The sequence below is a fragment of the Geodermatophilus poikilotrophus genome, assembly GCF_900111455.1.
Lineage (GTDB): Bacteria > Actinomycetota > Actinomycetes > Mycobacteriales > Geodermatophilaceae > Geodermatophilus > Geodermatophilus poikilotrophus.
This window is the reverse complement of sequence record NZ_FOIE01000001.1, coordinates 318727-340052: the sequence shown is the minus strand read 5'-3', so window position 1 is coordinate 340052 and position 21326 is coordinate 318727. Positions and strand designations below refer to the sequence as shown.

The following is a 21326-nucleotide window of genomic DNA, read 5'->3' as shown; positions in this document are numbered from 1 at the left end:
TCGGGCCAGGGGCCTACCGGGTGGCCCGCTGGAGCACTGCACGCGCGCGGGTGGCGACGGCGCGGGCACGCGCTGTCGGGCGCACGGTGGACAGCCGTGCGATGACCGTGGACAGCGGTGGCAGCTCGTCGGCGATGGCGCACGGGACCACCGTGCCGCCGCCGTAGGTGACGTCGGCGACGGGTCGCTGGTTGAGGATCGAGTACCCGTGCCCGCGGGCGACCAGCCCGCGCACCGTCTCGTAGCTCGCCGACCGGTACCGGACCGTGGGGGTCACCCCGGCCGAGGACAGGATGCGCTGGAAGTAGTCCCTGCTGTGCGGGAGGTCGAGCAGCACCATCGGCTCCTGCGCGAGCTGCTCGAGGTGCACCCGGCGGCGGCCGGCGAGCCGGTGCTCCGGCGGCAGGATCACATAGGGCTCGACCTCGGCCACCACCTGACGCTCGATCTCCGGTCCGAGCCCGAGGTCGTAGCTGAGGGCGAGCTCCACCGCGCCGGTCCGCAGAGCGGTCCCCAGCGACTCCGCCTCGGTCTCGAGGATCTCCACCTCGATGCCGGGGTGGTGCTCGGCGAGGTCGGCCAGCAGCTCCGGGACGACGAACGGCGCCAAGGTGACGAAGCACGCCACGCGGATCGTGCCACGCAGGTCCTCCCCGCGTCCGCGCGCGGAGTCCAGCACCTCGTCCACGTGGGCCAGGACCGCCCGGGCATCGCTCAGCAGCTCCTCGCCCGCCGCGGTCAGCACCAGGCCCCGGGCGCGCTGGCGGATGAACAGCTGCGTGCCCACCTGTCGCTCGAGCTGGGCGACCGCGGCCGACACCGCCGACTGGGCGACCCGGAGCTCGTTCGCCGCGTGGGTCATGCCCCCGTGCGTCGCGGCCTGCACGAAGTACCGCAGCTGGGTGAGGGTCACGTCGGGCCGTCGGCTCACCGGGCCTCCTCTCGCGACACCGCGAGCGCGGCGACGTGCACAACATCTCACAAAGAGATGCGCTACATCTACATCTGCTGCTTTTGAGATGACTCACAGGTCAGTAGCGTCCTGCGCGCGCCGACGGCTCATGCCGGCGTCGCCCCTCTGACCGGCGGGGCGCGGCGTCCCGAACCGCCGTCTTCACGGGAGGCAGCAGATGTCCCAGTTCGCAACCGGCAGCGAGCGCGACCAGACCGCGCTCGCGGCCCTCCAGAAGACCCGGCTGCGCCGCACCCTCGGCCGCGCCGACATCGTGCTCTTCATCGTCGCGGCCGTCATCAGCATCGACACCATCGGGCTGATGGCCTCCGGCGGAGGAGAGGGCGTCGTGTGGGCCACCTTCCTCGCCCTCGCGTTCCTCGTGCCCTACGCCCTGGTCTTCTCCGAGACCTCGGCGGCCTTCCCGGCCGAGGGTGGCCCCTACCACTGGGTCAAGCTCGCCTTCGGGCGCGCGTGGGGTGCGGTGGCCGTCGTCCTCTACTGGATCACCAATCCGATCTGGCTGGGCGGGTCGCTGGCCTTCATCGCCGCCGAGGCCTGGTCGGAGTACGTCGTGCCGACGGGAGAAGGGGGTGTCGGCGACTACCTGTTCAAGCTGGTCTTCGTCTGGCTCGCCATCCTGCTCGCGATCGTGAGCCTCAAGCGGGGCAAGCGGGTCATCAACGCCGGTGCGCTGGCGAAGCTCCTCGTGCTGCTCAGCATGTGCCTGACGGCGGTGGTCTACGCCGTCCAGGAGGGCGGGGGTGGCGGCGGCCTGTCGTTCGCGCCGACCGCGGCCGGCTTCCTCGCGATCGTGCCGATCGCGCTGTTCGCCTACGTCGGTTTCGAGGCTCCGAGCGCGGCCTCCGACGAGATGCACGACGCCCAGCGCGACACCCCCGCCGCGATCGCCCGGGGCACGGTCATCACCCTGCTGGCCTACATCGTCCCGGTGCTCACCATCGTCCTGGTGACGCCCGCCGACGAGATGGCCGAGGCCGGCGTCATGTCGACGATCGAGACCGCCTACGGCGTCTGGGGTGCCGCCGCCGGGCCGCTGGTCACCCTCACGGCCCTGGGCTTCGTGTTCGCCCTGCTCACGCAGGGCAGCGCCTGGATGATCGCGACCGACCGGATGCAGGCCGTCGCCGCGGCCGACGGCGCCTTCTTCGGTGGCTACCTCGGCGTCTTCAGCGAGCGGCTGGGCACGCCGGTGCGGATGAACGTGCTCTCCGGCGTGGTGTCCACCGTCTTCCTGCTCGCCGCGATGACGCTGGTCGAGGGTCCGGCGGCGTCCGTCTTCGCCGTGGTGCTGACCGTCGCCATCTCGACGCTGCTGATCAGCTACGTGATCATCGTGCCGGCCGCCATCCGGCTGCGGCTCGCGCGCCCGGACGTGCACCGGCCCTACCGGGTGCCGGGCCACCGAGGGGTCTTCGTCGGCCTCGCCGCGCTGGTGATGGCCTTCGTGACCTTCGGGTCCTGGGTGGCCGTCTTCCCCGGCACCATCGAGCCGCTGCTCGGGATCGACTACCCGTTCGAGGAGATCTGGGGCGTGTCCCGGCTCAACTTCGAGCTGTTCACCCTCGGCACCCTGGCGGTCGTGATCGCCCTCGGGGTGGCCGGCTACGTGGGTGGCGCACGGCTGCGCCGGACCGTGCCGGACCGGTCGGCCGTCCCCGACGACCGCGTCGAGGTCCCCCAGCACTGAGCCGCCCGCGGAGGGCCCGTCCGGCCATCGGGCGGGCCCTCCCCTGCACGCGCGCTGATGTCGCACCGCCTCACCCGGGGCGAAGCGCGGCCCGATGTCCCGAGCCGGTCGATCCCACCGAGCCCCGCACGGTGCTCCCGACCGGCGAACCACCCACGAGAGGCGAGAGCGATGTCCGGATCAGCGCAGCAGACGCACCGCGGTGCAGCCCACTGGCGCGCGGCGGCGCGCACCGTCCAGCCACGGTGCGACGCGTTCGTGGACGGGGCGTTCGTCCCGAGTGCCCTCGGGGACCGCTTCGCCACCGTCAACCCGGCGACCGGCGAGGTCCTGGCGAAGGTGGCTGCTGGTGCCGCGGAGGACGTCGACCGGGCGGTGGCAGCCGCTCGGCGAGCGTTCGCCGACGGGCGCTGGTCCGAGCGCGCACCTGCGGATCGCAAGGCGGTCCTGCTGCGGCTGGCCGACCTGGTGCGCGAGCGCGCCGAAGAGCTGGCCCTGCTCGACAGCCTGGACGCCGGCAAGCTGATCGCGGACACCACCGCGATCGACGTCCCCGGCTCCGCCGCGATCCTGCAGTGGTACGCCGAGGGGGTCGACAAGGTCTACGGCGAGATCGCCCCCACCGGACCCGACGACCTCGCCCTGGTCTCGCGCGAGCCGCTGGGCGTCATCGGTGCCGTCGTGCCGTGGAACTATCCGCTGGAGACCGCGGTCTGGAAGCTCGCGCCCGCCCTCGCCGCGGGCAACTCCGTCGTCCTCAAGCCGGCCGAGGAGTCGCCGCTGTCCGCGCTGCGCCTGGCCGAACTCGCCGCGGAGGCCGGCCTGCCCGACGGCGTCCTGAACGTCGTACCCGGCACCGGCCCGGTCGCCGGTCAGGCACTGGGCCGGCACCCCGACGTCGACGTCCTGGCGTTCACCGGGTCGACCGCCGTGGGCAAGCTGTTCCAGCGCTACGCCGGCGAGTCGAACATGAAACAGGTCTGGCTCGAGTGCGGCGGCAAGAGCGCCAACGTCGTCTTCCCGGACGCGGCGGACCTCGACGCGGTGGCCGACGGCGTCGTCGCGGGCATCTTCAACAACCAGGGTCAGGTGTGCTCGGCCAACTCGCGGCTCCTGGTGCACCGGTCGGTAAAGGACGACCTGCTCGCCCGGGTCGTCGACCGGGCCGCTGCGCTGCGCCCCGGTGACCCGCTGGACCCCGCGACGCGGCTCGGCCCGCTGGTCAGCGAGGAGCACGCGGCCCGGGTGCAGGAGTACGTGGAGCTGGGCCGGCGGGAGGGTCGCGCCGTCCTGGACGGCGGGCTGGTCGCGGGCGCACCGACGGGCGCCTACCTGGCCCCGGCCGTCTTCGACGAGGTGGCGCCGGACAGCCGGCTGGCGCGTGAGGAGGTCTTCGGACCGGTGCTCGCCGTGTTCCCGTTCGAGACCGAGGACGAGGCGGTGGCGCTGGCGAACGACTCGGTCTACGGCTTGGCCGCCTCGGTCTGGACGGACAGCCTGCGGCGCGCCCACCGCACGGCCCGGCGCCTGCGGGCCGGCACGGTGTCGGTCAACACGGTCGACGCGCTCGACGTCACCACTCCCTTCGGCGGCTTCGGCCAGTCGGGCAACGGCCGGGACCTGTCCCTGCACGCGCTGCAGAACTACACGGCCCTCAAGACCACCTGGGTGAACCACCGGTGACCCGGGAGCCCGATGGGGGAGTGGTGACCCTGTCGTCGACGGACCCGTCGGGCGACCTCTGCCCTCGCCCGTGACAGCGGCCTCCGTCCCGCCGCAACGGCTGCTGGGAGCCGGCCGCGTCGCCGCTGCGCTGGCGGTGGTGTCGGCGGCGATCCACCTCGCGCTGCTCGACGCGGCCGCGCTCGGCTCGCTGGCCATGGTCGCCATGGCGGGTGCCTGCCTGCCCTGCGCCTGGCACCTGTGGCGGTCACCCTCCGCCACGACCTGGGGGACGACGGCGGCTCTCGACGTGACGATGCTGATCCTGCACGCTCCGGTGCTCGCCGGCGCGTCCGGACACCACCACGCGTCAGCGGCCGCCGGCGCGCTCGGCTGGTTCGGTGTGGCGGTGGTGGTGGGCCAGCTGGGGCTGTCAGTGGTGGCGGCGCTGCAGCTGCGGAGCTCTGTCGCTCGGCCGCGCCGCGACCTCGGCACAGGGAGCAGCGTCCAGGTGTGACCGCCGGCTCGACCCCCAGTGCAGCCAGCAGGGGCAGTCGGGGGATCAGCACTCGTCGACCGAGACGGACAGCCTGCAGCTCGCCGCTTCGATGGCGCGGGTCACCGTACGCAGGTCGACACCGAAGACCGGAGCCGCCTCCGAGACGGTCACAACGGCGGAGCGACTGGTCCCGAGGTCGTCGAGGTTCACCGCACGTCCTGCGCACGAGCGGGGACGTCGGGCTGCGCGGGCGCTGCCCGTCCCATCACTCCGCCGCCCCGGCTGACGGGTGATGAGTTGTGGGGGCTTGTTCGAGCTGCTGCTTGCCGGGACGTCGCTGGGAGAACGCTGGTGGCAGCGCTCGCGGCGCCGACGACGCGGAGGTCCCCGCCGTGTGGATCCGGGAGGTCCTCCGCGCCGTCCGGGACGGGCGCCGGGATCAGCCCGGTTCGGTCAGCTGCTCGAGTTGGCGCTCGAGCTCCCGCACGCGGGCCCAGAGGGGTTCGCCGTTCCCGGGTGCGGCGGAGGCGGCCTGAGGCGACGGCATCTCGGCCGGGTGACCGTCCCCGGCACCCTCGGCGGCAGCCTCGGTCGCATAGCCCTCTGCCGGTCCCTCGTCCTCGGGCCGGTCCGAGAAGTGCTGGATGGACGGGCTCACCTCACTGGCGACCGTGAAGACGTCGCCGTCGGGGGTGCAGGCGCGCGGCCGGGCTGCGCTGATGGTGTCCTGGCCCAGCGCGAGCGTGCGGTCGCTCTGGAACCCGGCGATGCAGAACTCGGACCGCAGCGGCGGGGTGCCGTAGTACGGCCCGTTGTCGCCGGGGACGTCGGGGGTGGGGTTCGGCGGGTCCCGCCGGACCGGGTGCGAGTACCCGGCGCAGTGCATCATCTCGTGGATCAGGGTCTGGGCGACCTCGTTGTCGTTCTGCGGGAACAGGTTGGTGAAGTTCACCCAGATCTTGGAGCCGCCGACCTGCGCCGACGCGTTGGCGCTGGGGTCGGTGTTGATGCCGTGCCAGATCTCGCGCCCGTAGGCCGACAGGAGGTTGGCCCGCTCCGACGGCGTGAGGTTCCCGCAGCTCGCGTGCCGGGTCAGCGCGAAGCTGTGCCGCTCGAACAACCGCTGCCGCTGCGCCGCCGTTATGGCCGGGTCGAAGCGGAAGCGGCTGTAGATGTCGGTGATGTAGGCGAAGACGTCACGCCACTGGACGCTCCCCGGCCGGAAGAGGATGGTGCCGTAGACGGTGCCCGCCCCGTAGTTCGCCTGGTGGAAGTTCGGGAAGCCCGCGGCGAAGCCGTTGCGCACCGCCCAGTCGTTGGTGGCACGGAAGCGCGCCGGGACGTCCCCGGCCGGCGGGTTACCCAGCTGGGCGGCCGGCACGTCGCGCCACTCGGCGCCGCCCCGGCGGATGAGGATGCTCCCGTAGACCGTGCCCGCTCCGTAGTCGGCCTGGTGGAAGTTCGGGAACCCGCTGACGTAGCCGTTGCGTGCTGCCCAGTCGTTGGTGGCGCGGAACCGGGCGCCGACGTCGTCCGGAGGCGGGTTGCCCAGGTCGGCCGCCCGGATGTCGCGCCACTCCGCCACGTCGCCGCCGAGCAGGAAGGTGCCGCGCACGACGCCCAGGCCGTAGTTCGCCTCGTGGAAGTTGGGGAAGCCGGACAGGAAACGGTGGGCCCACGCGTAGTCGTTGACCTGGCGGAAGCGGAGGGGGACGGTCACGGCGTGGTCCCTTCTGGCGGAGGCCGACCCGGCGACCGGAGGTCGAGCAGGGCGGGTTCGGCCCGGCCAGGGTCCCGGGCGCTACATCACCGGGCCGTCACAGCGGCGTCACCGCGCCGCGGCGGACCACCAGGAACCCCGAGCTCGTCGGAGGCCCGCCCGCCGGAGGTGCAGGCCTGGACCGCGCCGGAGCTCGGCCGGTTCCTCGGCTGGGCCGACGTCCAGGATCCGGACCTCGCCATGGGCTGGCGGCTGCCGGCGGTCACCGGGATGCGCCGCGGTCAGGCGCTGGCCCTGCGCTGGCGGGACGTCGACCTGGACGCCGGCCGCCTCTCGGTTCGCCGCAGCGTCGGCGTGGTGAAGGCCGAGGGCGCCGGCGAGCGCCTCGTCGAGGGGCCGACCAAGACCGGCCGGTCCCAGGTCGTCGACCTCGACGCGGGTATCGCGAGGGCCTCAAAGGCCCTGCAATGAAACACCCCGGGCCCCTGACCTGCAGGGACACCGGGGTGAGACTGTGTCCGAGGGGCCACACGCACACGCACACGACTACGGCCGCGGAACGTGAGCCGACACCGTGCCCCCCGCCCGGGGACCGGCCGGTGGAGCGGCGCAGGTGGGGAAGACGAGAGCGGCGAGCGCCTGCGGGTCAGGTGCTGGTGGGGGACCGCCTGGCCGTCTCTGCCGGATCGACGACCTCCCCGCAGGCCTGACAGGTGACCTCCGGGATCAGGCGGTGCCCGCAGTTGTGCTCGAGGACCAGCGGGGGGCCCTCCAGGCCGGCGAGGTGCTCATCGCCCCATCGCAGCAAGGTCAGGATGACCGGGTAGAGGTCCCGGCCGGCAGTTGTGAGGTGGTACTCGAAGCGCTGCGGGTGGTCGCTGTACCGGTGACGCTGCAAGATGCCGGCGTCGACCAGTGTGCGGAGCCGGGCTGTCAGCGTGTCTCGCGGTGCTCCGGTGCGCCGGATCATCTCGTCGAAGCGGCGGTTGCCCAGGAAGACCTCGCGCACGGCCAGCAGTGCCCACTTCTCTCCCACCACGTCGAGTGCGCGCGCAACGGAGCAGACGCGGGGTTCGGCCGGTGCCGCCATGTCGCGAGCCTAACGCGCTGAGTCCGATATCTGGACGGGCTCACCCAAGCGGGGATACCGTGCGTCCAGAATCCGGACTGACCCCTGGGGGGCCACCCATGGCGCTTGGCAAGAGGTCGCCCTCATCGGCCGGCACCGAACCCGAGCCGAACCGTGGGACGGCGGCGGTCGTGGCTGTACTGGCCATCGCGGTGTTCATGTCCAGCCTCGACCTGTTCATCGTCAACCTGGCGTTCCCCTCGATCGGACAGGAGTACGCGGGGGAAGATCTGGGCTCGCTGTCGTGGGTCCTCAACGCGTACACGATCGTGTTCGCGGCGGTGCTCGTCCCCGCCGGACGGTGGGCCGATCGGGTCGGGCGCCGGCGCGCCCTGGTCGCGGGACTGGCCGTGTTCACCGGCGGGTCGTTGCTCTGCGGCCTGGCCCCGGGGGTGGGCTGGCTGGTGGCGGCCAGGACGGTGCAGGCGATCGGGGCCGGCGTGATGGTGCCCGCATCGCTGTCGCTGCTGCTGGCCGTCATCCCGCAGGAACAGCGCGCCCGCGCGCTCGGGTCCTGGTCGGCGCTCGGCGCCCTGGGCGCGGCCCTGGGGCCGGTGATCGGTGGTGGTCTGGTCGAGATCGGCTGGCGCTGGGTCTTCTGGGTGAACCTGCCGGTGGGGGTCGTGGCGATCCTGCTCGCCCTCCGCCTGGTGCCCGAGAGCCGGGACGAGGCGCGGGGGAGTCGCCCCGACCTGCTCGGCGCGGTGTTCCTCGCGCTGGCGGTCGGCCTGGTCGCCGGGGCGCTGGTCGAGGCGGCGGACCGGGGCTGGGCATCGGCCGGCGTCCTGGGCCTGCTGCTGGCCGCGGCCCTGTGCGCGGGAGCGGTCGTGGCGCGCTCGTTCCGTCATCCGGCGCCGGTGCTGGAGCCGGGCCTGTTCCGGTCCCGGATGTTCTCCGGGGCCGGAGCGGCGTCGGTGCTGTACTACGCGGCCTTCGGCGCCTTCCTCCTCAACACCGTCGAGTTCCTCACCACGGTCTGGCGCTTCACGCCGCTGGAGGCGGGGCTGGCCATCGCCCCGGGGCCGCTGATGGTGCTGCCGTTCGCGCGGCTCGTCGCGCCCCGGTTGATCCCCTTGCTGGGTGGGGTCGGGCGGGTCGCCGCCCTGGGCTGCGGGGTCGGCGCCGTCGCGCAGGGGCTGTGGCTGGTGCTCATCCACGTGGAGCCGGCCTATGTGACGCACCTGCTGCCGGCGCAGTTGCTCGGCGGGGCCGGGGTGGGGTTGGCCATCCCCTCGCTGCTGGGGGCCGGAAGCGCCGGCTTGCCCGTGGCGAACCTGGGCACCGGCAGCGGGATCCTGAACATGGCCCGGCAGGTCGGCACCGTGCTGGGCGTGGCTGCGCTCGTCGCGGCACTCGCGGTCCCCGGCCCCGATCCGCTCACCGCGTTCCGGAACGGCATCGCCCTGACCATCGCCTTCCTCGTCGCGGCCGGGGTGGTGTGCGTCGCCGTCCTGACCCGGCGCATCAGACCGGCAGCCGCGGTTGCCGTGACGCTTCCGCACCCCCGACCGCAGGAGACGGCATGAGACCGGACGAAGGCTCACCCCCCGACGGCTGGGGCGAACCCCGGTCGAGGACCGTCACCTGGTGGGACCCGATGATCGGCGCCCGTGCGATGCACCGCCTCAGTGGTCGCGAGTACCTGCAGGCGATGATCGACGGCCGGCTTCCCCCAGCGCCCATCGGCGGGCTCGTGGCCATGACCGCGGTCTCCGTGGGCGAGGGGACGGTGGAGTTCCGGTGCCGGCCGGACGAGTCGGCGTACAACCCCATCGGCGTGGTGCACGGCGGCCTCGTCTGCACGCTCCTCGACTCAGTCGCCGGTTGTGCGGTGCACAGCACGCTGCCGGCGGGCGTGGGCTACACGAGTCTGGAGATCAAGGTCAGTTATCTGCGCCCGGTCCGGCATGGTGGAGGCGAGCTGACCGCGACCGGCCGGGTCACCAAACCAGGACGTCGAGCCGCCTTCGCCGACGGCGGGGTTCGTGATGGGGACGGCAGGTTGGTCGCCACCGCGTCCAGCACCTGCCTGGTCTTCCCACTCGGGGATGGCTGAGCGGCGGCAGTCGCTGACCTGCGCGAGTCGGCGGGAGCCGGCCGCGGCGAGGCGCTCGCCCTGCGCTGGCGGGACGTGGACCTCGACGCCGGCCGGCTGCAGGTCCGGCGCAGCCTCGGTGTGGTCAAGGCCAAGGGCGCCGGCCAGCAGCTCTTCGAGGGACCGACGGACCGGCCAGGCACGCGTGGTGGACATCGACGCCGACACGGTCGCCGCCCTGCGGGTCCACCGCGCGACTCGCGGTTCCCTCATGCACGAGCTCGTGCGGGACGCCGCGCTCGTGCTGGGCAATCTCGGCGGCACGCACCGCCACCCCGAGCGGTTCTCCCGCCGCTTCGCCGGCCAGGTCGCCCAGGCCCGCACGGCGCTGGGGGGAGAGACTCCCGGCGATCCGGCTGCACCGCCCGCGCCACCCTGCTGCTCGCCGACGGCGTGCCGGTGAAGGTCGTCTCGAAGCGCCTCGGTCACGCCAGCGCCACCATCACCCTCACCGTCTACCAGCACGTGCACCGCGGCATGGGTCGCGAGGCGGCCGACCGCTTCGCCGCGCTGCTCGAGGGCTGATCGGAGGCGCGAAGTACCACGCGGGTGTCACGAGGGCCTCAGCGGCCTCTACAGCAAGACACCCCGTGCTCCTGAGCTGCAGGAACACCGGGGCGAGGAGTGTCCGAGGGGGGACTTGAACCCCCACGCCCGATAAAGGGCACTAGCACCTCAAGCTAGCGCGTCTGCCATTCCGCCACCCGGACAGGTGAGCTGCTCCCGCGAGCACCGGAGTCAGCATAACCGAGCCTCGGCCGGGCTCTGCAGACCCCCGGTGGCACGATCGTCGGCATGTCCGAGACCTCTCCCGCCCCCCTCGCCCGAGCCCAGGACGAGGTCGCCGAGCTGCTGTCCGACCTCATCCGCATCGACACGACCAACACCGGGGACACCGCCACCGGCAGGGGCGAGCGGACGGCGGCGGAGTGGGTCGCCGGCAAGCTCGGCGAGGTCGGCATCCCGTCGGTCATCCACGAGTCGGAGCGGGGGAGGGCCAGCCTCGTCGCCCGCATCGAGGGCCAGGACAGCAGCCGCCCGGGGCTGCTGGTCCACGGCCACCTCGACGTCGTCCCCGCCGACCCGGCCGAGTGGAGCGTGCACCCGTTCTCCGGCGAGGAGCGCGACGGCTACGTCTGGGGCCGCGGCGCGGTCGACATGAAGGACATGGACGCGATGACCCTCGCGCTGGTGCGCGACTGGGCGCGCACCGGCACGAAGCCGCCGCGGGACGTCGTCCTGGCCTTCGTCGCCGACGAGGAGGCCGGCGGGAAGCTCGGCGCCCGCTACCTCGTCGAGGAGCACCCCGACCTGTTCGAGGGCTGCACCGAGGCGATCAGCGAGGTCGGCGGGTTCAGCATCACCGTCCGCGACGACCTGCGCCTCTACCTCGTCCAGACGGCGGAGAAGGGGCTGGCCTGGATGCGGCTCACCGCCGGCGGGAAGCCCGGCCACGGCTCCTTCGTCCACGACGACAACGCCGTCACCCGGCTCTGCCAGGCCGTCGCCCGCCTCGGCTCGGCCCGGCTCCCCACGACCCTCACCCCGCCGATGCGCCACTTCCTCGCCGCCGTCGAGGAGGCCTACGGCGTCGAGATCGACCCCGACGAGCCCGAGCAGGCCCTCGCCCGGCTCGGCAGCATCAGCCGGATGATCGGCGCGGCCCTGCGCAACACGGTCAACCCGACGATGCTCGACGCCGGCTACAAGGCCAACGTCATCCCCGGCACGGCCAGCGCCACCGTCGACGGGCGCTTCCTCTACGGGCAGGAGGAGGAGTTCGAGCGGCAGCTGGCCGGCCTGATCGGCGAGGGCGTGCAGCGCGAGTGGCTGGTGCACGACCAGGCCGTGGAGACGACGTTCGACGGTCCGCTGGTCGACGCGATGGTCGCCGCGCTGAAGGCCGAGGACGACGGCGCCCGCCCGGTGCCGTTCACCATGAGCGGCGGCACCGACGCCAAGAGCTTCGAGCGGCTGGGCATGCGCTGCTTCGGCTTCTCCCCGCTGCGGCTGCCGCCGGACCTGGACTTCGCCTCGCTGTTCCACGGCATCGACGAGCGCGTGCCGGTCGAGTCGCTGCGCTTCGGCATCCGGGTCCTCGACCGGTTCCTGCGCGCCTGCTGACGCCGCTCAGGCCGCGGCGCGCAGCGCGGCCAGCAGCGCGGCGACGCCGGGCACCCGCCGGGCGTCCGGGCGCGCCAGCGTCTCGACCACCCGGCCGTCGACGTCGGGCAGGTCCACGGCGACCACCCCGGGCTGCGTGCTCGCCGCCAGGGCCCAGCCGGGCAGCAGCGCCACGCCGAGCCCCGAGGCCACCAGGCGCTGAACGACGACGTGGTCGTCGGTGGCGAACCGGACGTCGGGGGTGAAGCCGGCCCGCCGCGCGCACCGCAGCAGGTGACCGCGGCAGCGCACGCACCCGGCGATCCACGGCTGGTCGCGCAGGTCGGCCAGCGTCGTGGGCAGCGGCCCGCCCGCCCGCACGACGGCCCGCACCGGGTGGCGCGCCAGCGGCTCGCGCAGCAGGTCGCCGGGGACGGCGTCCTCGTCGTCCTCGTGGCGGAACACCAGCGCCAGGTCCGCCGCGCCGCTGCGCACCGCCGCCTCGGCCTCCGGCGGCTCCTGCTCGGTGAAGTGCACCTGCAGCGCCGGCGCCCGCTCGCGCAGGGCGACCAGCGCGGGCGGCAGCAGGACCGCCGCGGCCGTCGGGAAGGCGGCCAGCCGCACCGTGCCCGCGGCCAGCCCGGTCAGCGCCGCGACCTCCTGCTCGGCCGCGGCCAGCCGGTCGGCGACCCCCTCGGCGTGCCGCAGCAGGACCCGGCCCGCCTCGGTCAGCGCCACGCCCCGGCCCTGCCGCAGCACCAGGGCCGTGCCGACCTCCCGCTCCAGCTGCCGTACCTGCTGGCTCACCGCCGGCTGCGTCCAGCCCAGCGCGCGGGCCGCCCCGGCCAGCGACCCGGCGCGGGCGACCTCGCGGAAGACGAGCACGCGACGGGGGTCCACGGTGCGACATCCAAGCACCGCTTGGGTCAGGACGTCGACATCCCGGCCTGGACGATCCCTCCGTCGGCGGCGAGCCTGGGTGCATGAGGACGATCGGGTTGCTGGGCGGGATGAGCTGGGAGTCGACGGCGCTGTACTACCGCACCGCCAACGAGCTGGTGCGGGAGCGGCTGGGCGGACTGGCCAGCGCGTCGCTGCTGGTGCGCAGCCTGGACTTCCGCGTCATCAGGGAGTGCCAGCTGGAGGACCGCTGGGACGACGCGGCCGCGCTGCTGGCCGCCGAGGCGCGGGCGCTGGAGGCCGCCGGTGCCGAGCTGGTGCTGCTGTGCACCAACTACATGCACCGGACGGCGCCGGCGATCGAGGCGGCGTTGAGCGTGCCGTTCCTGCACATCGCCGACCCGGTGGCGGCCGCCGCGCCCGGTCCCACCATCGGTCTGCTCGGCACGGCGGGCACCGTGCGGGCGTCGTTCCTCCGCGACCGGCTGGCGGCTGCCGGCCGCACCGTGCTGGTGCCGCCCGAGGACGACGTCGACCGCGTGGACGCGGCCATCTTCGACGAGCTGTGCCGGGGCGTCCTCTCCGACGCCACCCGCGCCGACCTGCGCGCCGTCGTCCGCCGGCTCGCCGAGCGGGGCGCCGACTCCGTGGCGTTGTGCTGCACCGAGCTGGAGCTGCTGCTCGGCCCCGGCGACAGCCCGGTGCCGCTGCTGCCCTCGGCCCGGCTGCACGTGACCGCGGCGGTCGACGCCGCGCTCGCGCCGTGGCCTGCCGTGGTCTGATGGCCGGGTGACCGCGCCCACACCCCGTCCCGGTTCCGTCGCACTCGTCACCGGGGGGACCGGCGGCTTCGGCCGGGCCCTCGCCGCGAAGCTGGGGGAGCGGGGCGTCACCGTCGTCCTCGCCGACCTCGACGGCGAGCGGGCTCGCGCCACCGCCGCGGACCTGGGCGCGCAGTTCGAGGTCCTCGACGTCACCGACCGGGCGGCCAACGTCGCGCTCGTCGAGCGCATCGAGGCACAGCACGGCCGGCTCGACGCCGCGTACCTCAACGCCGGCATCTCCGCGGCCAAGTCCGACGACGAGCTCGACCTCGACGAGTTCACGCGGGTCGTCGACGTCGACCTCTTCGGCGTCGTCTACGGGGCGCTCGCGGCCCGCCCGGCGATCCGGCGGGCCGGGGGCGGCGCGATCGTCGTCACGGCGTCCCTGGCCGGGCTCTCGCCGATGGCCACCGACCCCGGCTACAGCGTCGCCAAGGGCGGCGCGATCGCCTTCGTCCGGTCGATGGCGCCGCGCCTGGCCCGCGAGGGGACGACGATCACCGCGATCTGCCCCGGGTTCGCCGACACCGCGATCATCGACCGGATCCGCGACCAGTTCACGCAGGCCGGCTTCCCGGTGCTCTCGGCCGGCGAGGTCGCCGACGCGATGCTCATGGCCTGGACGTCGGGGGAGCCGGGCGCGGCCTACGTCGTCCAGCCCGGCGTCGGCACGGTGCCCTACCGGTTCAAGGGCGTGCCCAGCGCGAAGACGGAGAGCGGCGAGACCGCCGTCGTCCCGGAGGCGCTGCGGCCGCCGTCGATGCGCTGAGCCGTCAGGAGGCGTCGGCGCGGCAGGCGTAGAGGAAGGCCGGTGGCACGTTCCAGGGCGTGATCTTCTGCTGCACCGACGGGAAGCGGCGGCGCAGGTCGCGCAGGAGCAGCGGGGAGTACTGGATCACCAGCAGCACCCCCTGAGGTGCCAGCGCGACCGGCAGCAGGTCCAGCACCCGGCGGCGCAGGCCGGCGTCGAACGAGGTGTACGGCAGCGCGGAGACCAGCACGTCGGCCCGCTTGCCGCCCAGGTGCGCGTCGAGGTTCTCCGCCGAGTCGCACACGACCTGCAGCCGCGGGTCGTCGTAGCGCTCGTCGAGCAGCTTGGCCAGGTCCGGGTCGATCTCCAGCGCCACCAGCCGGGCGTTCGGGCCCAGGCGGGCGAGGATCTCGCCGGTCTGCACCCCGGTGCCGGCGCCGAGCTCCACGACCAGATCGGCGCGCGGCACGTCGGCCAGGTCCAGCATGTCGCGCACCGCCCAGCGCGAGGTCGGCAGGATGGCCCCCACCTGGCGCGGGTTGGCCACGAACGCGCGCAGGAAGTGGACGCGGTCGGTCAGGGTCTCTCTCATGCCGTCCTCCCGGACCGCCTGGGAGCGGCGGACGCTGTAGACCCTGACACGGCTGCGGCGGGTCAGCGACCGCAGGCCGCCGCGCCCGGCAGCTCAGATGTGCGGCTTGGGCAGGTAGGACAGCCGGGCCCGGCGGCGCAGGATGACCTTGCGCGTGCCGTCGGCGTGCAGCTGCAGCCGGGCCAGTTCCCAGCCGCCGGTGTCCGCCTGCAGGCTCAGCATGGTCGCCGCCGCGGACCGGGACGTGCCCGGTGGGATCCGCAGCGGCGCGAACTCGTACTCCCCGGCGACCGCCTCCATCCCGCCGATTGTGCCCGCCGGACGGCCGCTGGTCATGTGGCCGTCACCTCCCGGACTGCCCGGCGTTCCCGCGGACGGCAGGATGGGACCGGCCCATCCCCGACGACACGGAGGACGACGTGACCGCTCCCGGCAACGACGTGCCCGACGCCGACCGCGCCGAGCAGGAGGCCCCGCTCGACCCGCCGGCCGTCGCCCTCGCCGGTGACGCCACCCCGCCGGGGGAGGACGTCCCCGAGGCCGACGCCCTCGAGCAGCAGCTGGCCGCCCGCCCGGGAGAGGCCGGCAGCCCGCTGCGGCCGGTCGGTGACCGCGAGGCCGACCCCGCCGACGTCCTCGAGCAGGAGGCCGACGTCCCCGTCGACGACGACGACGTCCCGCTGTAGCCCCCGGTCCCGGGCTCTCAGGGCAGCAGGCCGCTGAGTGCCTGCGCGGTGACAGCTGCGGTGGTGGGCGCCGGCACGGGTGCCACGAAGGGCGTCTCCTGCCGGCAGACCGTGCCTGCGGCCGGCAGCGCGCCGTCGACCAGGTACGCCTCGGTGCTGGCGTCGATGCAGGCGGACCTGCCGCCGTAGGCGGCGTGCCCGTCGCCCTCCATGGTGAGCAGCCGCGCCGTCCCCAGGTCGGCGGCCAGGCGCTCGGACCAGGCGTAGGGGGTCGCCGGGTCGTAGGTCGTGCCGATCACCAGCGGCGCCGGCGCGGAGGCGGACGCCTCGAAGGGTCCGGCGAAGGCGTCCTCGTCGCGCACCGGCCACAGCGCGTAGTGGATCTCGGTGTACCCGCTGTTGCCCCCGAAGTGCGGGAAGGACGCCCAGGACTCCGCGCCGCGGTCGAGGTAGACCTGCAGGTCGTCCCGCGGGTAGCGCTGCTCGGACGCGCTGATGGCGAACTGCCGGTCAGCCGGTGCGCTGTCGGCCAGGAACACCGAGTCGACCAGCGCCCGGATGAAGGAGGCGTCCCCGTCGGCGGCCTCGGACAGCACCAGGCCCAGCAGGCCCCACAGCTGCTTGGCGTAGAGCAGCCGGAGCGTCACCAGCCGGATGTCGTCCGCGGTGACCGGCCGCGGGTCGGCCGGGTAGGCGTCGGCCGGGATCGGCGCCGCCTCGGCCGCGGCGAGCAACTGGTCGTAGGCCAGGTAGGGGTCGGCGCCGCCGAAGCCCGAGCAGGCCACCTGGTCCACGGCGCAGGCCTCGGCGAAGCGGGCCAGCGCCACCTCGAAGCCGCCGGCCTGTTCCGCGGTGAAGCCCAACGGGTCGTGGATGTACCCGTCGACGTCCATGGCTGCGTCCAGCACCAGCGCGCGGTACCCCTCGGGGAAGAGGGAGGCGTAGGTGGCGCCGATGGCGGTCCCGTAGGAGAAACCCAGGTAGGACAGCTGCTCGTCGCCGACAGCCGCGCGCAGCAGGTCCAGGTCGCGGGCGACGTTCGCGGTGGAGAGGTGCTCGAGGATCGTGCCGTTGGTCGCCAGGCAGGCGTCGACGTAGCCCTGCGCCCGGGCGACGAGGGCGTCCAGGTCCACGTCGAGCGGGGTCGGCGTCGGCGTCACGGTGGGGCCCTGGGTCTCCGGGTCGACCTGGCAGTCGACCGCCGGCGTGCTCGGCGCGACCCCGCGCGGGGCGAAGGCGACGATGTCGAAGCGCGCGTTGAGGTCCGCGAACAGGCCTGGGCCGGCCTCCTGCAGGTACGTCACGAACTCGCCGCCGGGGCCGCCGGGGTTGACGAACAGCGAGCCGATCCGGTTCGCGGGATCGGTGGCCGGCACCCGGGACAGGGCGATCCGGATGCTCTCGCCGTCCGGCTCGTCGTGGTCCATCGGCACGCCGGCGGTTGCGCACTCCACGCCGGCCGCCGTTGCCACCTCCGTGAGCCCGCAGGCGGACCAGGTCAGCTGGGGAACCCCGGCCGGCGGCTCGGCCGCGGGGGTGGACGCGGCGGCGACCGCGGTCCCGGCGCCGGAGACGAGCGTGGCCACGGCCACCACGACGAGCGTTCGACGACACCTGGCCACGGACCCCGCCCTCCGGTGGATGCCGGGGCGCCCCGCGACGGGCGCCCCGCGAACGCCGGTCATGGAACACCCGCCGCGGTGGCACGGGCAACGGTCCCGGGGGCGGCCCGTTCCGGTCCCGGCGCGTCGGGGGCGGCGCGCCGGTGTTGTTCCGCCGACCGGCCGGTCAAGTTAGGCTTTCCTAACTCGCCGCCGATCGAGGGAGCCCCGTGACGACGAGCCCCGCAGCGCCCACCCTCCGCGCCGACGCCGCCGAGCGCGCCCGGACCGTCGCCGGCCGCAGCGCCGCCGCGCTGTGCGTGCGCGGGCTCGACGCCGGCCGGCCGCTGGCGCACGCGACCACCACCACGGGCACGACCCTCGCGCTGGTGCCCACCGGCGGGGAGGTCGACGCCGCGCTCGCCGGCCGGGACGACCTCACCGCGGTCCTGATGGTCAGCGACCGGGCGCCGGTACCGCTGCGGGACCCGCAGCGCGCCCAGCTGTGGCTCTCCGGCTGGCTCACCCCGGTGCACCCCGCCGCCCGGCGCGCCGCGGTGCTGGCCTTCGCCGAGACCCGGCCGGTGGCGGCGCTGCTCGACGTCGGGCAGGACGTCGCGCTGCTGCGGCTGGACGTGGCCGAGGTCGTGCTGCGGGAGGGTGAGCGCCGCACCGAGGTGGGCCCGCAGGCCTACGCCGCGGCCCGGCCCGACCCGCTGGCCGCCGTCGAGACGCGGGTGCTGCAGCACCTGGACCGCGACCACCCCGAGGTCCTCGAGCTGCTGCGCAGCCGCATCCCGGCCGGCGACCTCGGCCCGCGCGACGTCGTCCGTCCCCTGGGGCTGGACCGCTTCGGCTTCCGGCTGCGCATCGAGCGCCCGGCCGGCCGGTGCGACCTGCGGGTGCCGTTCCCGCGGCCGCTGACCTGCCCGGGCCAGCTGCAGGCCGCCACCCGTCAGCTGATCCGCGCCGCCCGCCGGGACTAGCCGGGGTGGCCCCCTCCAGGGCACCGCCCCGAGCCTGCGCGGGGTGGGGAGGAGGGGGTCCGCTCACTCGGCCAGCAGCCGGGCCAGCCGGGTGCGCCGCGGCCGGACGTCGACCTGGCTCACCGCCCGGGCCAGCGCCGCACCGGAGGCGTGCACGATCGACAGGTGCCGCTGGGCACGGGTCAGCGCGGTGTAGACCAGCGGCCGGGACAGCATCCCGCCGGCCTCCGGCGGCAGGACGACGACCACGCCGGGCCACTCCGAGCCCTGGGCGCGGTGCACGGTGATCGCCCAGCCGTGCCGCAGGTCGCTCATCGCCGACCCGCTCACCGTCACCGGCCCGGAGGCGAAGTCGACGTCGAGGGTGCCGTCGCCGGTGCCGGTGACCACGCCGGTCTCGCCGTTGGCGAACCCGGTGGGCTCCAGGTCCAGGTGGTTGGCCGTGGCCACCACCCGGTCGCCGACGTCGAAGCCCCACACCGTGCCGTCGCCCGGGTTGAGCCTCGCCTTGAGCGCCTTGTTCAGCTCGATCGTCCCGGCCGGTCCGCGGTGCACCGGCGTGACGACCTGCACCGTCGCCGGGTCGATCCCCAGCGCCCGCGGGATGGAGTCGGTGACCAGCTGCACCACCCGCTTGGCCGCCTCCGCGCTGCCGCCGGCGGGGACGACGACCACCTCGCGGTCGGGGGAGTCCACCGGCGGCAGCTCCCCGGCCCGGACGGCGTTGGCCAGCCGGGCGATCGCCCCGCCCTCGGCCTGCCGGTAGAGGGTGGTCAGCTCGGTCTCCGGGACGGCGCCCGAGTCGATCAGGTCGCCGAGCACGTGGCCCGGCCCGATCGAGGGCAGCTGGGCGGGGTCGCCCACGAGCAGCAGGTGGGTGCCGTCCTGGCAGGCCTCCAGCAGCGCCGCGGTGAGCTCGACGTCGAGCATCGAGGCCTCGTCGACCACGACGACGTCGGCGTCCAGCGGCCACTCCTCGTTGCGGGCGAACCCGCCGGAGGTGCCCTGCGCGCCGAGCAGCCGGTGCACGGTGACCGCCGGGTGGTCGGTCAGCTCCTCCAGCCGCTTGGCCGCCCGGCCGGTGGGCGCGGCGAGCGCGACCTCGGTGCCCTTGGACTGCAGCAGCTTGACGACCGCGGCGACCGTGCGGCTCTTGCCGGTGCCCGGCCCGCCGGTCAGCAGCGAGACGCCGGCGCCGAGGACCTGCGCGACGGCCTGCTTCTGCGCGTCGTCCAGGCCCTTGGCCACCGAGCGGACGGCGGCCGGGTCGGCGATCCGCTCGGCGGTGGCGACCAGCCGGGCGACGTTCTCCGCGAGCGCCTCCTCGGCCATCCCGTAGCGGGCCAGCGACAGCGTGCGCAGCGCCGGGTCCGGCTCCGGCAGCTCGTCGTCCGGTCCCAGGGCGTCCTCGTCGTACTCCGGCTCCGGCGGCTCGTGGTCGAGCACCTCGCCGGACTCGACCGCCGCTCCGATCGCCGCGACCGGGTCGGCGACGCCCTCGGCGCGCAGCGCGGCGACGACCAGGTCGGCGGGGAGCACCGTGTGCCCGTCACGGGTCGCCGTCCGCAGGGTGTGGGCGACGACCGCCCGCCCGCGCCGGGTGTCCTGCTTGTCGGCGCCGGGCAGGACGGCGATGGCCAGCCGGTCGGCGTCGCCCAGGGTGACCCCGGTCAGGCCGAGCAGCGCCCACGGGTCGTCGCGCAGCCGGCGGGCGGCGTCGTTGCCCAGGGCGTCGGCGGCGGTCGAGGCGAGCTTCGCGTCCAGACCGGCGCCGACCAGCAGCTCCACGACCTCGTAGGTGGGTGCGGCGGCCAGGAAGCTGGAGAAGAGGCGCTCGGCGCGCTGCCGGCCGACGCGCGGCAGCTTCAGCAGCCGGTCGGCGGTGACGTCGTCGGAGGAGGTGATGCCGGCGGCCGGCAGCTCCGCGGCGGCCCGCTTGCCCAGGCCCGGCCACAGCCCGGCGGCGCAGAAGGCGGCGAAGACCGGGTCGGTCGTCGTGGTCGGGACCGCGCTCACCGGTCGAACCTCCGCTCGGGGTAGCCGAAGTAGGGCGCCGAGACGTCCTCGAGCGCGGTGCGGATCGCCGCGGGCAGCCGCACGGCTTCCGCGTCCAGCGAGGCCTGCAGCTGCTGCGCGGTCCGCGCCCCGACCACCGGCGCGGTCACGCCGGGGCGGTCGCGCACCCACGCCAGGGCCACGGCCAGTGGCGTGGTGCCCAGCCCCTGGGCGGCGGTGACCACCGCCTCGACGATCCGGTCGGCGGTCGCCGAGCGCAGCCCGTCGATGAAGCCCTGCCACTGCGGGGACGCGCCGCGGGACTCCGCCGGCGGGCCCTGCCGGTACTTGCCGGTGAGCAGCCCGCGGCCCAGCGGGGACCAGGCCAGCACACCTAGCCCCAGCGCCTCCGCGGCGGGCACCACCTCGCGCTCGACGCCGCGCTGCAGCAGCGAGTACTCCACCTGGGTGCTCACGACGGGCACCCGGCCGGGCCAGGCGCGCTGCCAGGTGACGGCGTGCGCGGTCTGCCAGCCGGTGAAGTTGCTGATCCCGACGTAGCGCACCCGGCCGGAGGAGACCGCGGCGTCGCAGGCGGCGAGGGTCTCCTCCAGCGGGGTCGTGTCGTCCCAGGAGTGCAGCTGCCACAGGTCGACGTGGTCGGTGCCCAGGCGCTCCAGCGAGGCGTCAAGCGCGGCCAGCAGGTGCCCGCGGGAGGCACCGCGGCCCATCGGCCCCGGCGCGGTGCGCCCGACGGCCTTGGTGGCGACCAGCACGTCGGAGCGGGGGACGACGTCGGACAGCAGCCGGCCCAGGGTGCGCTCGCTGTCCCCGTCGCAGTAGACGTCGGCGGTGTCCACCAGCGTGCCGCCGGCGTCGACGAACGCCGTCAGCTGCATCGCGGCCTCGTCCTCGTCGGTGTCGCGGCCCCAGGTCATGGTGCCCAGGGCCAGGCGCGAGACCACCAGGCCGCTGCGCCCCAGCGCGCGTTGTTCCACGGGAGGCCAACCTACCGCCGGGGCACGACGGCGGCCGGGGACCGCGGCCGTTCCTGCGTGCCGCGCGAGGGCCCGGCCGGCCGCGCCCTAGGGTGGCCTCCCGTGCTCCTGCGAACCACCCC

Annotated in this window: 23 protein-coding genes and 1 tRNA gene; 13 read left to right on the top strand and 11 right to left on the bottom strand. The window is 74.7% G+C overall.

Going from position 1 to position 21326, the window contains the following annotated elements:
• Window positions 1-13: 13 nt before the first annotated feature.
• Window positions 14-931: a LysR substrate-binding domain-containing protein gene (locus BMW27_RS01540; protein ID WP_091438051.1), complete on the bottom strand. Its 918-nt coding sequence runs from the start codon at window positions 929-931 to the stop codon at window positions 14-16.
• A 199-nt stretch (window positions 932-1130) separates the two neighbouring features.
• Between BMW27_RS01540 and BMW27_RS01535 the strand changes: the two genes are divergently transcribed.
• From BMW27_RS01535 to BMW27_RS01525, 3 genes are all read left to right on the top strand, one after another.
• Complete coding sequence (locus tag BMW27_RS01535; RefSeq protein WP_091438048.1) at window positions 1131-2663, top strand: APC family permease; 1533 nt, start codon at window positions 1131-1133, stop codon at window positions 2661-2663.
• 171 nt (window positions 2664-2834) lie between these two features.
• A complete protein-coding gene (locus tag BMW27_RS01530) occupies window positions 2835-4346 on the top strand; it encodes an aldehyde dehydrogenase (protein WP_091438046.1) in 1512 nt (503 codons plus the stop codon).
• 70 nt (window positions 4347-4416) lie between these two features.
• The gene (locus BMW27_RS01525; protein WP_091438044.1) at window positions 4417-4842 is read left to right on the top strand and encodes a hypothetical protein; all 426 of its coding nucleotides are present in this window, start codon (window positions 4417-4419) and stop codon (window positions 4840-4842) included.
• 45 nt (window positions 4843-4887) lie between these two features.
• Here the strand turns inward: BMW27_RS01525 and BMW27_RS23145 are convergent, their stop codons facing one another.
• Together BMW27_RS23145 and BMW27_RS01520 are read right to left on the bottom strand one after the other, a co-directional pair.
• Window positions 4888-5034 (bottom strand): hypothetical protein, encoded by a 147-nt coding sequence (locus BMW27_RS23145; RefSeq protein WP_175486274.1) that lies wholly within the window; start codon window positions 5032-5034, stop codon window positions 4888-4890.
• A 229-nt stretch (window positions 5035-5263) separates the two neighbouring features.
• A complete protein-coding gene (locus BMW27_RS01520) occupies window positions 5264-6544 on the bottom strand; it encodes a hypothetical protein (protein WP_091438041.1) in 1281 nt (426 codons plus the stop codon).
• A gap of 168 nt (window positions 6545-6712) precedes the next feature.
• Here BMW27_RS01520 and BMW27_RS01515 point away from each other — a divergent pair, with 168 nt between their 5' ends.
• Entirely contained in the window at window positions 6713-7015 is a 303-nt protein-coding gene (locus BMW27_RS01515) for a site-specific integrase (protein ID WP_091438039.1), read from the top strand.
• A gap of 175 nt (window positions 7016-7190) precedes the next feature.
• Here BMW27_RS01515 and BMW27_RS01510 read toward each other — a convergent pair whose 3' ends face one another.
• On the bottom strand, window positions 7191-7634 hold the full coding sequence (locus BMW27_RS01510; protein ID WP_091438036.1) for a winged helix-turn-helix transcriptional regulator: 444 nt from the start codon (window positions 7632-7634) through the stop codon (window positions 7191-7193).
• Between the two features lie 170 nt (window positions 7635-7804).
• Here BMW27_RS01510 and BMW27_RS01505 point away from each other — a divergent pair, with 170 nt between their 5' ends.
• The 4 genes from BMW27_RS01505 (at window position 7805) to BMW27_RS24235 (ending at window position 10293) form a co-directional block, all read left to right on the top strand.
• Window positions 7805-9199: an MFS transporter gene (locus BMW27_RS01505; protein ID WP_175486272.1), complete on the top strand. Its 1395-nt coding sequence runs from the start codon at window positions 7805-7807 to the stop codon at window positions 9197-9199.
• The gene (locus tag BMW27_RS01500; RefSeq protein ID WP_091438032.1) at window positions 9196-9729 is read left to right on the top strand and encodes a PaaI family thioesterase; all 534 of its coding nucleotides are present in this window, start codon (window positions 9196-9198) and stop codon (window positions 9727-9729) included. Before BMW27_RS01505 ends, BMW27_RS01500 begins: the two co-directional genes overlap by 4 nt.
• 187 nt (window positions 9730-9916) lie before the next feature.
• Complete coding sequence (locus BMW27_RS01495) at window positions 9917-10171, top strand: hypothetical protein (protein WP_139206803.1); 255 nt, start codon at window positions 9917-9919, stop codon at window positions 10169-10171.
• The gene (locus BMW27_RS24235; RefSeq protein ID WP_139206802.1) at window positions 10168-10293 is read left to right on the top strand and encodes an integrase; all 126 of its coding nucleotides are present in this window, start codon (window positions 10168-10170) and stop codon (window positions 10291-10293) included. The genes BMW27_RS01495 and BMW27_RS24235 overlap by 4 nt, the downstream gene beginning before the upstream one ends.
• Before the next feature lie 100 nt (window positions 10294-10393).
• On the opposite strand, the gene BMW27_RS01490 is transcribed toward BMW27_RS24235, so the two are convergent.
• Window positions 10394-10478: transfer RNA gene (locus tag BMW27_RS01490), tRNA-Leu, on the bottom strand.
• Window positions 10479-10563: 85 nt separating this feature from the next.
• Between BMW27_RS01490 and BMW27_RS01485 the strand changes: the two genes are divergently transcribed.
• Complete coding sequence (locus BMW27_RS01485) at window positions 10564-11892, top strand: M20/M25/M40 family metallo-hydrolase (RefSeq protein WP_091438027.1); 1329 nt, start codon at window positions 10564-10566, stop codon at window positions 11890-11892.
• A gap of 6 nt (window positions 11893-11898) precedes the next feature.
• Here the strand turns inward: BMW27_RS01485 and BMW27_RS01480 are convergent, their stop codons facing one another.
• Window positions 11899-12771 (bottom strand): LysR family transcriptional regulator, encoded by an 873-nt coding sequence (locus BMW27_RS01480; protein ID WP_091438025.1) that lies wholly within the window; start codon window positions 12769-12771, stop codon window positions 11899-11901.
• Window positions 12772-12854: 83 nt separating this feature from the next.
• Between BMW27_RS01480 and BMW27_RS01475 the strand changes: the two genes are divergently transcribed.
• Both BMW27_RS01475 and BMW27_RS01470 read left to right on the top strand, forming a co-directional pair.
• Entirely contained in the window at window positions 12855-13553 is a 699-nt protein-coding gene (locus tag BMW27_RS01475) for an aspartate/glutamate racemase family protein (RefSeq protein WP_091438022.1), read from the top strand.
• Window positions 13554-13560: 7 nt separating this feature from the next.
• On the top strand, window positions 13561-14364 hold the full coding sequence (locus tag BMW27_RS01470) for an SDR family oxidoreductase (RefSeq protein ID WP_091438021.1): 804 nt from the start codon (window positions 13561-13563) through the stop codon (window positions 14362-14364).
• A gap of 4 nt (window positions 14365-14368) precedes the next feature.
• On the opposite strand, the gene BMW27_RS01465 is transcribed toward BMW27_RS01470, so the two are convergent.
• Window positions 14369-14938 (bottom strand): class I SAM-dependent methyltransferase, encoded by a 570-nt coding sequence (locus tag BMW27_RS01465; RefSeq protein ID WP_091438019.1) that lies wholly within the window; start codon window positions 14936-14938, stop codon window positions 14369-14371.
• Between the two features lie 93 nt (window positions 14939-15031).
• Window positions 15032-15274 (bottom strand): DUF5703 family protein, encoded by a 243-nt coding sequence (locus BMW27_RS01460; protein ID WP_091438016.1) that lies wholly within the window; start codon window positions 15272-15274, stop codon window positions 15032-15034.
• Window positions 15275-15357: 83 nt separating this feature from the next.
• On the opposite strand from BMW27_RS01460, the gene BMW27_RS01455 reads away from it, so the two are divergent.
• Window positions 15358-15624, top strand: a complete 267-nt coding sequence (locus tag BMW27_RS01455; protein ID WP_091438014.1) for a hypothetical protein — start codon at window positions 15358-15360, stop codon at window positions 15622-15624.
• Window positions 15625-15641: 17 nt separating this feature from the next.
• Here BMW27_RS01455 and BMW27_RS01450 read toward each other — a convergent pair whose 3' ends face one another.
• Window positions 15642-17210, bottom strand: coding sequence for an alpha/beta hydrolase (locus BMW27_RS01450; protein WP_175486270.1), 1569 nt, complete (start codon window positions 17208-17210; stop codon window positions 15642-15644).
• Window positions 17211-17455: 245 nt separating this feature from the next.
• Here BMW27_RS01450 and BMW27_RS01445 point away from each other — a divergent pair, with 245 nt between their 5' ends.
• A complete protein-coding gene (locus tag BMW27_RS01445; RefSeq protein ID WP_091438009.1) occupies window positions 17456-18211 on the top strand; it encodes a DUF2470 domain-containing protein in 756 nt (251 codons plus the stop codon).
• A 63-nt stretch (window positions 18212-18274) separates the two neighbouring features.
• Here BMW27_RS01445 and BMW27_RS01440 read toward each other — a convergent pair whose 3' ends face one another.
• Window positions 18275-20227 carry an AAA family ATPase gene (locus BMW27_RS01440; RefSeq protein ID WP_091438006.1) on the bottom strand — a complete coding sequence of 651 codons (1953 nt, stop codon included), beginning with the start codon at window positions 20225-20227 and terminating at the stop codon, window positions 18275-18277.
• The gene (locus BMW27_RS01435) at window positions 20224-21204 is read right to left on the bottom strand and encodes an aldo/keto reductase (protein ID WP_091438003.1); all 981 of its coding nucleotides are present in this window, start codon (window positions 21202-21204) and stop codon (window positions 20224-20226) included. Before BMW27_RS01435 ends, BMW27_RS01440 begins: the two co-directional genes overlap by 4 nt.
• Window positions 21205-21326: the final 122 nt, after the last annotated feature.